Genomic DNA, 14,193 nt, shown 5'->3' with positions numbered 1-14,193 from the left:
TCAATATGGAGCGCACTTGGTTCTATGTTCGGTTTTTTTAGTGGTTCTGTACTAAGGACGATGCAAAAAATGCAACGTTGCAAATTAGGTAGTTTTTGACTCATTTTTAACAAAAAAAGCTCCGCTGTACACAACAACGGAGCTCATTTTTAAAAAGTTACACAATTTATTCGTCCAACATTAAATTTAAGTGAACGGTGATATTATCGCGGGTGGCCTTGCTATACGGGCACATCTCGTGGGCTTCCTTAATGATGGTCTCGCCCATTTCCTTGTCCACTGTAGGCAGATATGTATCCAAAGTCACTTCTAAGAAAAAACCTTCCTCTTCCTTATTGAAGGCTACAATGGCGGTTACATTAAAATCCCCAAGGTCATCTATATTATGATTTTTGGCTACGGCCTCCACGGCACCGGCATAGCAGGTGGAATAGGCTGCCGCAAAGAGTTCTTCGGGGTTGGTGGATTTGGGGTCTGGTTTTCCTTTGGAATTGGGCATGCTTATCGGAAAATCCAAAACACCGTCCTCACTCTTTACGTGTCCTGACCTCCCGCCAGTATTGGTGGCCTGGGCCTCAAAAATAGTCTTCATCTTTTAAATGTTTATAGGTTCATAAAAATCGGTTCGTTCAATACAACCGATAGTTTACCGAATAAGGTACCAATTTGTAGGCGGAAGTGAGAAGAAATAGATATTAAATTTTTGTGAAATGGAAGTATGGAAAAAGTATCTATTTGCCCGCCCATGGAATCAAACCCGTAAAATCTTTATAAATTCGTGATAAACCAATGAATCCCCTTGGCAGACGATAACAAAACACCCGAAAACACCATTTCCAAGATCAAGGCACTCCGAAAACAGGAACTTTCGGCAGATGCTTTGGCCCAAGGGATTTTTGATGGAAACAAAGCGATGTTGGCCAAAGCCATAACGCTTTTGGAAAGCACCAATCCCGACCACTATGAAAAGGCCAACGCCGTTATCGAAAAATGTTTGTCCCAACCCGCCAACAGCATTCGGTTGGGTATCACAGGCGTTCCAGGAGTGGGCAAAAGTTCCTTCATTGAAACCTTGGGAAAAACCTTGACCGAACAAGGCAACAAAGTGGCCGTTTTGGCCGTGGACCCGACCAGCTCTTTGAGCAAGGGAAGCATTTTGGGCGACAAGACACGTATGGAGACCTTGGCCAAGGACCCCAACGCCTTTATCCGCCCCTCCCCTTCTGGCAGCTCTTTGGGCGGAGTGGCACGAAAAACTCGAGAAAGCATCATTCTCTGCGAGGCGGCAGGGTACAACGTAATCTTAGTGGAAACCGTGGGCGTTGGCCAAAGTGAAATTGCCGTGCACAGTATGGTGGATTTTTTTCTGTTGCTCAAATTATCGGGGGCTGGCGACGAACTGCAGGGCATCAAACGGGGCATTATGGAAATGGCCGATGCCATTGCGATCAACAAAGCGGATGGCAGCAACAAAGAACACGCACAATTGGCCGTCACGGAATTTTCCAGAGCCTTGCATCTGTATCCCCCCAAAGCCAATAGCTGGACGCCCAAGGTAAAGAAATGTTCCGCTGTGGAAAATACGGGAATCACAGAAATCTGGAAAATGGTTCAGCAATTTGTACAGCATACCAAGGAAAACGGTTTTTTTGAAAAGAATCGGCAACAACAGAACAAGAATTGGTTCCTTCAGACCGTGGATGAATATATTAAGCAATTTTTTCATCAAAAGGAATCCTTTAAAACGGAACAGGCCAAATTGTTGTCGGATATCGAAGCGCATAAAATATCCCCCTTTTATGCTGCAAAAATCCTGTTGGACAAGATTACCAAGGAACTTTAAATAAAAGCAATAAATTTGCACAGATCTTAAACTGAATGAGCACCGTTACCGATTCCCTTTTATCCATAGTGGTTCCTTTGTACAACGAGGAGGACAATGTGGTCCTTTTGACCCAAAAAATCAACGAAAGTCTGGAAGGGTACAACTACCAAATTGTGTATGTGGATGACTTTTCCACTGACAAAACCCGTATTAAGGTCAAGGAAATGGACGATAAGAAAGTCCACTTGATCGAACTGAAAAAGAACTATGGCCAAAGTTTGGCACTTGCTGCCGGAATCGATTATGCAGAAGGAGAATACATCATCACCATGGACGGTGACCTGCAAAATGATCCCTCCGATATTCCGGGCATGTTGGAATATGCCATAAGCGAAGAATACGACCTCGTCACGGGGATACGTCAAAAAAGGAAGGATTCCCTTGTTAAAAAAATACCATCCAAAATTGCCAATTTTTTGGTGCGCAGGGTAACGAAGTTGGACATTAAAGACAACGGTTGTGCACTAAAGGTTTTTACCAAGGATATTGCCAAAAGCCTTAATCTCTATGGGGAAATGCACCGGTTTATTACACTTTTGGCCTATTTGGAAGGCGCACAGATCAAACAAGTCCCTGTAAAACATCACGCGAGGCACGCCGGAGTTTCCAAATATGGTTTGGAACGTGTTTTTAAGGTGGTGGCCGATATGATGCTATTACTTTTCATTAGAAAATACTTCCAACGCCCTATCCACTTGTTTGGGATTTTTGGGGTGTTGTTGGTGATTCTCGGAATTTTGATCAATGTATACCTGTTGATTGTTAAACTCGGCTTTGGACAGGACATCGGCACCCGACCTTTGCTCATTTTCGGGATGATGTTCATTGTGGGGGGAATCCAATTGTTTACCATCGGTATTGTGATGGAACTCTTGATCCGTACCTACTACGAATCCCAGCAAAAACGTCCGTATCGCATCAAAAAAATAAGCATAGGTGACGGAAAAGCTGCGTAAAAAAGGAATCACCGTCCTAAAAATTGTGGTCAGCGCAGTGCTGATCTACTTTATTTTCACCAAAATAGAGCTGAAGGATGTACTCCAAACGCTAAAAAAAAGCGACCCGCTATACTTATCCTTTGCTATACTATTTTTCGTATTGTCGAAGGCAATTTCGGCCTTTCGAACCAACTTATATTTTCACCAAATTGGGGCGCCTCTTACACAGTCGAGCAATCTAAAATTATCCCTTTTGGGGATGTTCTACAACCTGTTTTTGCCGGGTGGGATTGGTGGTGATGCCTACAAGGGCTATGCGGTCCAGAAAGCGTATCAGCCGGGAACCAAAAAAGTGGTATCAAGCATACTCTTGGATCGTTTGAGCGGAATGCTACTGCTTTTTGTGTATGCCTGCTTGCTGGCCATACTATCAAAGAACGCTTTTTTCCAAAAGTTTTACGGTCTATTTATAGCTGCCATTCCCCTGAGCGTTGTGGTGTTTTGGTTTGTAAACAGAACCTTTTTTGCATCGATTCTACCCATTTTTTGGAAATCTTTGGGATTTTCGGCAATGGTGCAATTGGCTCAGCTTATCAGTGTTTTGTTTATTCTGAAGGCCTTGTCTGTAAGTTTGGACACTGTTGAATATTTGTTCGTATTTCTAATTTCTTCCATCGTATCCGTAATTCCTTTGACCATCGGAGGCATTGGAAGTCGGGAAGTTACTTTTTTATATGGGGCCAAATGGCTTGGATTGGATGAAAGCACATCGGTTGGGATCAGCTTTGCTTTCTTTTTGATTACCGCCCTGATTTCTCTTTTTGGAGTCATCTATCATTTTAAAAAGCCAAAACTGGAATCCGTGGCCTAGTCCAAATGCACCAAATGCATATGGTTCAATTTTTCCTCCCTTGTGTTAGGGTTCAAAAATTTGATTTGTAAACGGGTAATTCGGAATTGATCTACCGTAATTTGATTATCCCATGTTACACCTTTTTGCTTCAACTGTTGCAGTTCATCGTCCGTGGCATAGACCCAAACATCACTTTTGTTGGCAATTTCGTCCAGCGAGGTGATTTGAACCGGTTTTTTGTTATAGAAATCCAGCGACCATGAATATCGTTCCGAAATCTTATAAATCCTGTCCACCGGAATCTGTTGCTCCTGAACAATGGCCGCCATATTGGAGCCACCTTGATATTCGAGCAGCTTGGGATAAAAATGGGCATTCATAAACCCGTTCAACAATACCGAGCTCAACAGGGCAACAGTAGCAATTTTCGTGTATGGGGCATCTTTTTGTGGTATTAGATAACCCACAATCCCTATTGCCAAAAGTAACAGTACATAACTGTACCAGTGTTCCAATTTGAATACTAAAAAACTGATCAGTAGTATGAAGACTACCACCAAGCCCAATATAAAATATTGAATGCCCAGTATCACCTTCGCCGTTCTCTTTTGTTCCTTTTGATGCAACATATATAAAAATCCTGCCGATAGGATGGCGTATAGCGGCATGAGGATATTCATGTAGTGGGGCAGTTTAAACTGGGCAAAACTGATGAGCAGGAACAAAATCGAAATACCGCCCACGGTCAAAAACTCCATATTCGGACGGTAGGTGAACTTGGTTTTCCAAAAAGCCTTGACCTTCATCCAATACCCCAATACCGCAAGTACGGTCCACGGTAGAAACACCCACAAAAAGGTATGGAAGAAAAAGAAAAAGTCGCTACTGTTCTTCCCTATTCCCTCTCCGCTCATCCGTTCGAAGCTCTGCTCCCAAAAAATAAAAAAGATTCCGCTGCGGTTGTCCTTGCCTCGAATGACTTTCTCGGGATGCAAATCAAATTGATGGTAATAAGCGTACAGCATTGGGGAAATGGTCACCGCGAATACCAAAATTGCGACCAAAACCTTCCAATGCAGCAATGATTGCCACTTTCGGGTATACGCCAAATGACAGAGTAGTGATATCCCGATGACCACTAAGGCAATCTGCCCTTTGGTGGAAAAGGCCATGCCTGCCCCAAAGGCGCCCAAAGCGATGCTTTTTAGGGTGTTTTTCTCCACATAGGTAACCAGTTGCCAAATGGAAAAGATGGCAAATCCGGTCAGGACAGCATCAGTGCGTACATCGATATTGGCCAATACAATGGTCTGGGCCGTCATAAAAATCAAGGAGGCCAAACGTCCCACATCCTTGTTGTACAATAATTTTCCCAGGCCATAGCAGCTGTAGGCAGCCAACAATGTTGATAAAATACCGGGAATACGGTATGCCCAATCATGAATGCCAAATAATTTATAGGAAAGTGCGGCCAACCAATAATGCATGTGAGGCTTGTCCAGGTACTCTTCGGGTCCCTTGAACAGGCTCAAAAAATCATTTTCCTGCACCATGCGCATGGCCATTACAGCAAATTGGGCCGAATCGTTTTCCATTAAGGTCACGAACATCCCAATGATGTACACCAAAACAATCAGTGCCAAGTAAAACCAGTATCGCGTGGTGGATATCATACCCCTGTTTTTTGGAAAGCAAATATAGCCAACTTGGCCCACAACCATCCGAAAAGGGAACCTACCAAAGCGCCAGTAAAAACATCCAACGGATAGTGAACGCCAATGTAAATTCGGCTATAAGCTACCACGCAGGCCCAAAGCAATAATACCCAAGAAATGTACTTTACCTTATTCCTGAACATCACCGTAAAGAAGACGGCAGGACCAAACGAATTGGCTGCATGGGCGGAAAAATAACCGAACTGTCCGCCACAATAGTTTTTGACCAATCGCATGGCAGGACTTACTTCTGGATCGTGACAGGGGCGCAATCGGCCCACACCATATTTGAAAAAGTTGGACAATTGGTCCGTACAGGTAATCAACAAGGCGATGGACACCAAAATTATCCCTGTTCCCTTCCAGCCAAAGTTTCGATACGACAAATAGAGCAATAGCAGATAGAGTGGTGCGGAATTTCGGGTGGTAGTCATGAACATCCAAAAGCCATCCCATGTTTCGGTCCCCAATCCATTGAGGAACAAAAACAGTTCTTTATCGTATTGCAACAACTGTTCGATCATCAATCGTCGTATCTGGAGACTTCCCGATCATAAAAAGCGGTAGCGGCCTCGATCAAGCTTTCTGCTTCTTCCATTAAATCGGCCTCGTCCTCTTTGGAGAACTCTTCCATCCATTCCACCTCATCATTTTCCAAATTGATGATAAAGCGCGGATATTCAGTATGGACAATAAAAATGGCATCAGGGTAATCCGTATTATCGGCCAATAAAAATTTAGGTAGTTCCATGTATTCGTATTTTGATTCCTAATATGAAATCTAATATTTTAAATTTTTTAATGCGTCATGTTGAACTTGTTTCAACATCCCATATGGATTTTCATTTTATGATGAGACCCTGAGACAAGCTCAGGGTGACGAAACTATTGCTCAATCAATTTCTTGGTCAAGAAGTTAAATCGAAGATACAACATTACAGCCGATGCGGTTAGCCCGGACAACAATCCAATCCAAATGCCCGCGCTTTCAAAACGGGTATGCAGCCCCAAGTAATAACTGATCGGAAAACCAATCAACCAATAGGCCACAAAGGTGATGAAGGTAGGTATCTTCACATCCTGCAATCCCCGTAATGCTCCCAAAACCACAACTTGAAGGCCATCGGAAATCTGAAAAAAGGCCGCTACCAAAAGAAGCTCAGCTGCAATAATGATTACTTCTGCGTTATCAGCTTGGTTAACGATATCGTCCACATCCAAATAAATGGTAGGGAACCAATGTCTTCCCAACAAGAAAATAGCCGCGAAGGCGACTTCCAAAATCAAGGTCAAGAAAAATATGGATTCTGCAATGCGCTTTAATTCCTTGTGGTTACGTAGCCCTTTTTGATTGCCCACACGAACCATAGCCGCCACGCTTAGGCCCATACCCACCATAAAGGTCATACTGCTCAGGTTCAAGGCAATTTGGTTGGCGGCCTGGGCATTTTTACCCAACACCCCGCTCAACCAAATGGCTGCCGTAAAAATAGCCACTTCAAAAAACATTTGCAGTGCTGATGGAAAACCGAGGCTTATGATTTTTTTCATCACCCTATTCTCAATTTCCTTAAAATTGAAATGGGTCACATAGGATTCAAATTTCTTTTTTCGCTTCAACAGATACCAAATAAAGGCTACCATAATCACCCGCGAGGCCAAGGTGCCTATCGCAGCACCTACAATACCCAACTTAGGGAATCCGAAGGAACCGAAAATGAACAGATAATTCAACGTAATGTTCACCACATTGGCCAATATGGTTGCGTACATGGGGTATTTGGTCTGCGAGAGTCCTTCCGAAAACTGTTTAAATGCTTGGAAAATAATCAGTGGTACCAGCGAAAACGCGACCAAATCCAAATAAGGCAGGGCCAATTCCACCACTTCGGGGGGTTGTTGCATATGGTGCATCAACGGTTTGGCCAGTAAAATGAGTCCAAAAAGGGACAACCCCAATAAGGTGCAGAGCACCAAACCATGTTTTAGGGCACTTTTACCGGCAGCTTGGTCCTTAGCACCATCAGCTTCGGCCACCAAGGGGGTGATGGCCGTAGAAAAACCAATCCCAAGCGACATTGCAATAAATACAAAGCTATTTCCCAAAGAAACGGCAGCCAGTTCGGCAGTCCCCAATTGCCCTACCATGATATTATCCGCAAAAGCCACAAAGGTGTGCCCCAACATCCCCAAAATTACGGGATACGACAGTTTTAGGTTATAGGCAAACTCTTTGGTGTAGTTTTGAAACACAGCGAATACTTAAAAAGGATGGCAAATATAGATAGATTGACGACAATTTATGTGTCACCTTACTTCGATGACTTTAATTTATAATTTCTTAGCCTCCTCCCAGTACACGTCCATTTCGGCCAAGGTCATATCCTTCATGGATTTCCCGTTTTCCTTTGCCTTCTTTTCCAGATATTGAAAGCGTTTAATAAACTTTTTATTGGTCCGTTCCAGCGCATTTTCCGGATTGATTTTTAAGAAGCGGGCGTAATTCACCATGGAAAAAAGCACATCACCAAATTCGGATTCCATTTTATCCGCATCTTGCGTCCGCACCTCTTCCTGAAGCTCGGCCAACTCTTCTTTCAGTTTTTCAAAGACCTGCTCGGGTTTTTCCCAATCAAACCCCACTCCTGCCACCTTGTCTTGGATGCGGTTGGCCTTGACCAAGGATGGCAACCCATTGGGAACACCTTCCAATACACTTTTCTTCCCCTCCTTTAGTTTGATGTTCTCCCAATTTTGCTTCACCTCCTCCTCATTCTCTACTTTCACATCACCATAGATGTGTGGATGTCGGTTGATGAGCTTCTCACAGATGCCATTGGCCACGTCGGCAATATCAAAATCCTGCGTTTCCGAACCGATTTTAGCATAAAATACGATGTGCAGCAAGATATCGCCCAGTTCCTTCTTTACCTCTTCCAAATCATTATCGAGAATGGCATCGCCCAATTCGTAGGTCTCCTCGATGGTCAGGTGGCGAAGGGTTTGCATGGTCTGTTTTCTATCCCAAGGGCACTGCTCCCGCAACTCGTCCATAATGGTCAAAAGACGGTCAAAAGCGGCCAACTGTTCGGTTCTCGTATGCATTGTTTTGAATTTTGTTCAAAAGTACAAAGACCAGCTATTAGGGCGTCATCAAATTTTACCTTAGTTTAGAAGACTCGCTAGTTTCTTTTTAAACACGCACCTATAAAATGAGAACTCAACCTCAACATTTACTGCTCTTTCTTTTTTATTTTGCATTGTCGAACCCAACCATTATGGCCCAAAGGAAAACCATTTCACAAAAAGTGGATTCATTATTAAGTCTCATGACCCTCGAAGAAAAAGTTGGGCAAATGAATCAATATAGTGGTTTTTGGGATGTAACTGGTCCAGTTCCCAAAGTAGGGAATGCCGCCATAAAGTATGAGCACTTAAAAAAAGGATGGGTCGGCTCCATGTTGAATGTAAAAGGCGTTGAGACGGTAAGGGAACTTCAAAAATTAGCCGTAGAGGAATCCCGGTTGGGCATACCCCTAATTTTTGGATTTGATGTAATACATGGTTACAAAACCATAGCTCCAATTCCCTTGGCAGAAGCCGCGAGCTGGGACATGGAAGCAATAGAGAATTCTGCAAAAATTGCTGCGGACGAAGCCTCAGCAGTAGGTATAAACTGGACGTTCGCTCCAATGATAGATATTTCTCGCGATGCACGTTGGGGAAGAGTTATGGAAGGTGGTGGTGAAGACACCTATCTTGGCTCAGAAATTGCAAAGGCACGTATAACAGGATTTCAAGGGAACGATTTATCCCAACCCCATACTATTGCAGCCTGTGCAAAACATTTTGCAGCCTATGGTTTCGCCGAATCAGGTCGAGAATACAATACGGTGGATATCGGTACCTCAACACTGTACAATGCAGTTCTTCCTCCTTTTCATGCTGCGGTAAATTCAGATGTAAAAACTGTAATGAATGGATTCAATCTACTCAACGGAGTTCCAGTTACCGGGAGCTCGTTCCTTCAGCGCGATATTTTAAAGGGCAAATGGGGATTTGAAGGGTTTGTTATATCTGACTGGGCCTCTATAAGCGAACTGGTTGCCCACGGATATGCAGAGGATTTGGACCATGCTTCCGAACTGGCGGCCAATGCAGGTTCGGACATGGATATGGAATCTTGGGCCTACATTACCCATTTGGTTAAAAATGTAAGAGAGGGAAAAGTATCCGAAGACAAAATAAATGAAGCGGTTCGCCGCATATTGACCGTTAAGTTTGAGCTTGGCCTTTTTGATGACCCCTATCGCTATTGTAATGAACAAAGAGAACAGGAAAGGCTTTACCATAAAGATCATCAGGCCGGAGTATTGGACATGGCCAAAAAATCCATTGTACTGTTAAAAAATGAGGGCAATTTGTTGCCAATAAGTAAAAATCAACCAAAAATTGCTGTAATCGGTGAATTGGCCAATGACAACAATAGTCCATTGGGCAGCTGGCGGTTAGGGTCTGATGATAACACAGCAGTAACCGTTTTGGAAGGGTTAAAAAAGTATTCCAGCACTATTACCTATGCCAAAGGACCCAGAGTTTTTAGTCCTGATGCGAATTTTTTGAACGAAATCCAAGTAAATGAAACTGACACCAATGGAATGGAGGAAGCCGTAAATCTGGCCAAGCAATCCGATGTTGTAATCATGGTTTTGGGCGAACATGGTTTCCAAAGTGGTGAGGCACGAAGTCGTACCCAACTAGGGCTACCTGGACTGCAATTGGATTTATTGAAAGAGGTGTATAAGGTAAATAAAAATGTTGTTTTGATCCTGATGAACGGACGACCACTCACCATAACTTGGGAAGCTGAAAATATTCCTGCCATATTGGAAACATGGCAGTTGGGGACCCAAACTGGGAATGCCATTGCAGATGTGGTGTTTGGAGAATACAACCCAGGTGGGAAACTACCCATGACTTTTCCGAGGAGCGTAGGACAAGTTCCTATTTATTATAATCACTACAGTACCGGGCGGCCCGACCTTGAACCAAACGTGTTTTGGTCACATTACAGTGATGAAAAGAACGAACCTCTTTTCCCATTTGGTTATGGACTGAGTTACACCACTTTCGATTATTCCGATTTAGAAATTGACACTTCCCATGGAGAAAATATAGAAGTAACAGTCACGGTAACCAATACTGGAAAAAGATATGGCGAAGAAGTTGTTCAACTTTACATCCATGATAAGGTTGCCAGTGTGACTAGACCAGTAAAAGAACTGAAAGGGTTTGAAAAAATCAGTTTGGCTCCGAATAATTCTAAAAAAGTTATTTTTACACTTACCAATAAGGAATTGGGATTTTATAACAACGATTACGAGTTTGTAGTGGAACCTGGAGAGTTTGATGTAATGGTCGGCACCAATTCACAAGAAGGGCTCCAAGGCAGCTTTACTAAAAAATAAACCAATATAATGCGATATTTATTCGTACTATTTTTTGCATTTAACGTAGCTGCCCAAGCGCAATTGCCTTTTGAAGAAGAAGTAAAACAGATTCAACAACAAAGCGATTCCCTTTGGGACTCTTCACGACCAACCATTGTTTTTACCGGCAGTTCCAGTATTCGTTTTTGGAAAGATGTCCAAGAGCGGTTTCCCCAGCACCAAGTGCTCAATACGGGCTTTGGAGGTTCCCAATTTTCAGACCTTGAGCTCTACTTGGACGAATTGATACTGAACTACAAGCCCGTTAAAGTGTTTATTTACGAAGGCGACAACGATATTTTCGCCAAAAAGAGACCTCGGAAAATCCTTAAAAAGGCCGAAGCTATCCTAAATACCTTACAAGATAGAAATCCGAGCATGAAGATTGTACTGATTTCCGCCAAACCGAGCATTTCGCGATGGAAGTACCGCGGCAGGTATCGGAGATTGAACCGAAAACTTAACCGATTGGCGGCCGAGAAGGCAAATATTGACTTTGTGGATGTATGGTATCCCATGTTGGACAAAAGAAAAGTCAAACAGGACATCTTTGTGGAGGATGGCCTGCACATGAATGAAAAAGGATATGACATCTGGTACGATGTTATCAAAGAATACATAGACTAAAACTAAACAAACGTGATTTACAGATCTATTTTGCTGTTCGTTGCAGTACTCTGCATAGCAGCTTGCCAAACCGAAAAAAAGGAAATCAATCTTCCAAAGACAGACCTAGCCAGTGCACCCTTAATCCCCAAACCCATTAAAACCATTCCCACCGGGAGCGCTTTTGGCTTGGATGCCGGGACTGCCATTTATACTACGACAACGGACCCCGAGTTTGAAAAGGTAGGACAGTTTTTATCCGATCAGATCAAATCCAAAATAGGGCTGGCCCTGGCGGTTAACAACCCATCCGAAGCTACCTTGGAACGTTTGATCTACATCAACCAATCGGACAGTGTGGAACTGGAAAGCCCTGAGGCTTATCAGCTTTACATCAAAAAGGATTCTATTTTACTGAACGCCAAGACCGCTGCGGGTGCTTTCAGGGGGGTACAAACACTTCGCCAGCTTATCCCGGAAAAGAGCAACGATACGCTTACCGACCGACCTATGTGGGTGATTCCTTCGGGTAAAATCATCGATGCCCCTAAATTTGGCTATCGAGGTTCTATGCTGGACGTTGCCCGACACTTTTTCACTGTGGAAGAAGTCAAAAAATACATTGATGCTTTGGCTTATTACAAATTCAACACCTTGCATTTACATTTATCCGATGATCAGGGCTGGCGTATTGAAATAAAATCTTGGCCCAAACTCACCGAAGTGGGCGGTGCCAGCGAAGTAGGTGGTGGAGAAGGAGGCTTTTACACACAGGAGCAATACAAGGATATTGTAGCCTATGCCGCCGATAGACATATTACCATTGTTCCTGAAATCGATATGCCCGGACATACCAATGCGGCTTCTTTGAGCTATCCCTTTTTGCACTATGCAGGCGCCGAGACTCCACGAGTACGAACCGACATGAAAGTTGGCTACAGCTCGTTTGATGCCCAAAAAGATACCGTTTACAGTTTTTTGGATGATGTTATCGGTGAAATTGCAGATATGAGCCCTGGCCCCTATTTCCACATCGGGGGCGATGAAAGCCATGTGACCAAAAAGAGCGATTACATCCTTTTTGTGGAAAAAGTGGAGAAGATTGTCCAAAAACACAACAAAAGAATGATCGGTTGGAACGAAATTGCCCAAGCCGATATCGACGCCAGTTCCATAGCCCATTTTTGGAACGAGCCAGAGAATGCGGTAAAAGCTGCTGAGAACGGTTCCAAAATTATCATGTCACCAGCCAAGAAGACATACTTGGATATGAAATACGATTCCATCTCCGAGTATGGTTTAACATGGGCTGGATATATTCCTGTTGATGTGGCATACCAGTGGGACCCGGCAACTTATGTAGAGGGACTTCCAACTGAGAGCATCTTGGGCATTGAAGCACCACTTTGGTCCGAAACCATTAGCAACAGTACCGAATTGGAATATTTGGCCTTCCCAAGGGTCATTGGCTATGCCGAATTGGGATGGTCGCCCAGCGAACACCTCAATTGGGACGACTATAAAAAACGCCTTGCTGCACAGGTTCCCTATTTGGAAGCCATGCAAATCAACTATTATCCAACAAAGTTGGTAGATTGGAAAAAAGAGTAGTGTTTATTCTTCCTCTTCGGAGGCAGACACAGTAGGTTCTTCAGCATCCTTTTCCACTTCAACAAATTCAGTAATGTTGTTGTCGAGAAGGATGTTGTACCACTGTATAATTTTCTTGATGTCACTAGCATATACGCGGTCTTCATCATAATTGGGCAGTACCTCGAAGAAATATTCCTCCAACTCAATTTTGTCTGCCTTATGGCTGATGGAGGTTTTTTTGCCATCTTCTTTCTCCTTGATTTTTTGGAATACTTCCTTCAAGGGAATCTCTTCCTCCAAGGTATAAATGGCTATTTCGGACAAAACGCTCACATTGCTTCTTAAACCAACGGTTACACGTTTGCCATCCAATAAGGATTCGCCAACAAAGCCACCTCGGGTCTGGGTCAGTAATTTGTAAAGTCCTGGTTTACCTCCAATAGATAAAATCTTGTCTAATGCCATTCAAATAGTAATTTATGGGCGCAAAAATATGTTTTTATCGCAAACAGCGATTTTTTTAACGTCCTTTTTTGATATTTGGAAACCGCATCCGATAGTCCACGGTAATTTTTCCTTTGGAAATTTTGTCCAATCGGCTTTTCAACAAACGTTTTTTGAGTGAGGAAAGCTTATCGGTGAACAAAACCCCTTCGATATGGTCGTATTCGTGCTGAATGACGCGAGCCAATAGTCCGTCAAAGGTTTCCGTGTGGGAATTGAAATTCTCATCCAAATAACTAATGGTGATTTCGGGCTTTCGTTTTACATCTTCCCGAACATCGGGAATGCTCAAGCAACCTTCGTTAAAGTCCCACTCCTTTCCATTTTCCTCTTCGATCTTAGCGTTGATGAACACTTTTTTGAATCCATCGAGCTGTTTTTGCTCAGCTTCGGTCAAGTCTTCATCATCCGCAAAAGGCGTCGTATCCACCATAAAAACCCGAATGGGAAGTCCCACCTGCGGGGCGGCCAATCCAACACCATGGGCATTGTACATGGTCTCCCACATATTGATGATTAATTCGTCAAGTTTGGGATAATCGTTGGTGATATCCTTTGTTTTTTTTCGCAAAACGGGGTCTCCGTAAGCTACTATGGGTAAAATCATAAA

14 protein-coding genes are annotated in these 14,193 nt (G+C 43.3%); 6 read left to right on the top strand and 8 right to left on the bottom strand.

What is annotated here, in order from left to right; translation table 11 throughout:
- Positions 1 to 166: 166 nt before the first annotated feature.
- Positions 167 to 592, bottom strand: coding sequence for an Ohr family peroxiredoxin (locus EO130_RS10155; protein WP_127141404.1), 426 nt, complete (start codon positions 590 to 592; stop codon positions 167 to 169).
- Positions 593 to 799: 207 nt separating this feature from the next.
- On the opposite strand from EO130_RS10155, the gene meaB reads away from it, so the two are divergent.
- From meaB to EO130_RS10140, 3 genes are read left to right on the top strand one after another with little or no spacing between them, the layout of a single operon-like run.
- On the top strand, positions 800 to 1,843 hold the full coding sequence (meaB, locus tag EO130_RS10150) for a methylmalonyl Co-A mutase-associated GTPase MeaB (RefSeq protein ID WP_127141403.1): 1,044 nt from the start codon (positions 800 to 802) through the stop codon (positions 1,841 to 1,843).
- A gap of 35 nt (positions 1,844 to 1,878) precedes the next feature.
- Complete coding sequence (locus EO130_RS10145) at positions 1,879 to 2,841, top strand: glycosyltransferase family 2 protein (protein ID WP_127141402.1); 963 nt, start codon at positions 1,879 to 1,881, stop codon at positions 2,839 to 2,841.
- Positions 2,822 to 3,694: a lysylphosphatidylglycerol synthase transmembrane domain-containing protein gene (locus EO130_RS10140; protein WP_127141401.1), complete on the top strand. Its 873-nt coding sequence runs from the start codon at positions 2,822 to 2,824 to the stop codon at positions 3,692 to 3,694. The genes EO130_RS10145 and EO130_RS10140 overlap by 20 nt, the downstream gene beginning before the upstream one ends.
- Here the strand turns inward: EO130_RS10140 and EO130_RS10135 are convergent.
- The 5 genes from EO130_RS10135 to mazG all read right to left on the bottom strand — a co-directional run bounded on the left by EO130_RS10135 (position 3,691) and on the right by mazG (position 8,496).
- Entirely contained in the window at positions 3,691 to 5,349 is a 1,659-nt protein-coding gene (locus tag EO130_RS10135) for an ArnT family glycosyltransferase (RefSeq protein ID WP_127141400.1), read from the bottom strand. The genes EO130_RS10140 and EO130_RS10135 overlap by 4 nt on opposite strands.
- Entirely contained in the window at positions 5,346 to 5,915 is a 570-nt protein-coding gene (locus EO130_RS10130) for a phosphatase PAP2 family protein (protein WP_127141399.1), read from the bottom strand. Before EO130_RS10130 ends, EO130_RS10135 begins: the two co-directional genes overlap by 4 nt.
- The gene (locus EO130_RS10125; protein ID WP_127141398.1) at positions 5,915 to 6,142 is read right to left on the bottom strand and encodes a hypothetical protein; all 228 of its coding nucleotides are present in this window, start codon (positions 6,140 to 6,142) and stop codon (positions 5,915 to 5,917) included. Before EO130_RS10125 ends, EO130_RS10130 begins: the two co-directional genes overlap by 1 nt.
- Positions 6,143 to 6,276: 134 nt before the next feature.
- Entirely contained in the window at positions 6,277 to 7,644 is a 1,368-nt protein-coding gene (locus EO130_RS10120) for an MATE family efflux transporter (protein WP_127141397.1), read from the bottom strand.
- 78 nt (positions 7,645 to 7,722) lie between these two features.
- On the bottom strand, positions 7,723 to 8,496 hold the full coding sequence (gene mazG / locus EO130_RS10115; protein WP_127141396.1) for a nucleoside triphosphate pyrophosphohydrolase: 774 nt from the start codon (positions 8,494 to 8,496) through the stop codon (positions 7,723 to 7,725).
- Positions 8,497 to 8,669: 173 nt separating this feature from the next.
- Between mazG and bglX the strand changes: the two genes are divergently transcribed.
- Genes bglX through EO130_RS10100 form a run of 3 tightly spaced genes read left to right on the top strand, consistent with a single transcriptional unit; the run spans position 8,670 to position 13,097 of the window.
- Positions 8,670 to 10,859, top strand: coding sequence for a beta-glucosidase BglX (gene bglX, locus EO130_RS10110; RefSeq protein ID WP_241244337.1), 2,190 nt, complete (start codon positions 8,670 to 8,672; stop codon positions 10,857 to 10,859).
- A gap of 9 nt (positions 10,860 to 10,868) precedes the next feature.
- Complete coding sequence (locus EO130_RS10105; protein WP_127141394.1) at positions 10,869 to 11,507, top strand: GDSL-type esterase/lipase family protein; 639 nt, start codon at positions 10,869 to 10,871, stop codon at positions 11,505 to 11,507.
- Between the two features lie 12 nt (positions 11,508 to 11,519).
- Positions 11,520 to 13,097 carry a beta-N-acetylhexosaminidase gene (locus EO130_RS10100; RefSeq protein WP_127141393.1) on the top strand — a complete coding sequence of 526 codons (1,578 nt, stop codon included), beginning with the start codon at positions 11,520 to 11,522 and terminating at the stop codon, positions 13,095 to 13,097.
- 3 nt (positions 13,098 to 13,100) lie between these two features.
- Here EO130_RS10100 and EO130_RS10095 read toward each other — a convergent pair whose 3' ends face one another.
- Both EO130_RS10095 and def read right to left on the bottom strand, forming a co-directional pair.
- Positions 13,101 to 13,544, bottom strand: coding sequence for a DUF5606 family protein (locus EO130_RS10095; protein WP_127141392.1), 444 nt, complete (start codon positions 13,542 to 13,544; stop codon positions 13,101 to 13,103).
- Between the two features lie 55 nt (positions 13,545 to 13,599).
- Positions 13,600 to 14,190, bottom strand: a complete 591-nt coding sequence (def, locus tag EO130_RS10090) for a peptide deformylase (protein ID WP_127141391.1) — start codon at positions 14,188 to 14,190, stop codon at positions 13,600 to 13,602.
- Positions 14,191 to 14,193: the final 3 nt, after the last annotated feature.

The organism is Flagellimonas marinaquae, from assembly GCF_003992675.1.
Classification (GTDB): domain Bacteria; phylum Bacteroidota; class Bacteroidia; order Flavobacteriales; family Flavobacteriaceae; genus Flagellimonas; species Flagellimonas marinaquae.
The sequence above is the reverse complement of the archived record's forward strand: the minus strand, read 5'-3'. Positions and strand labels throughout refer to the sequence as shown.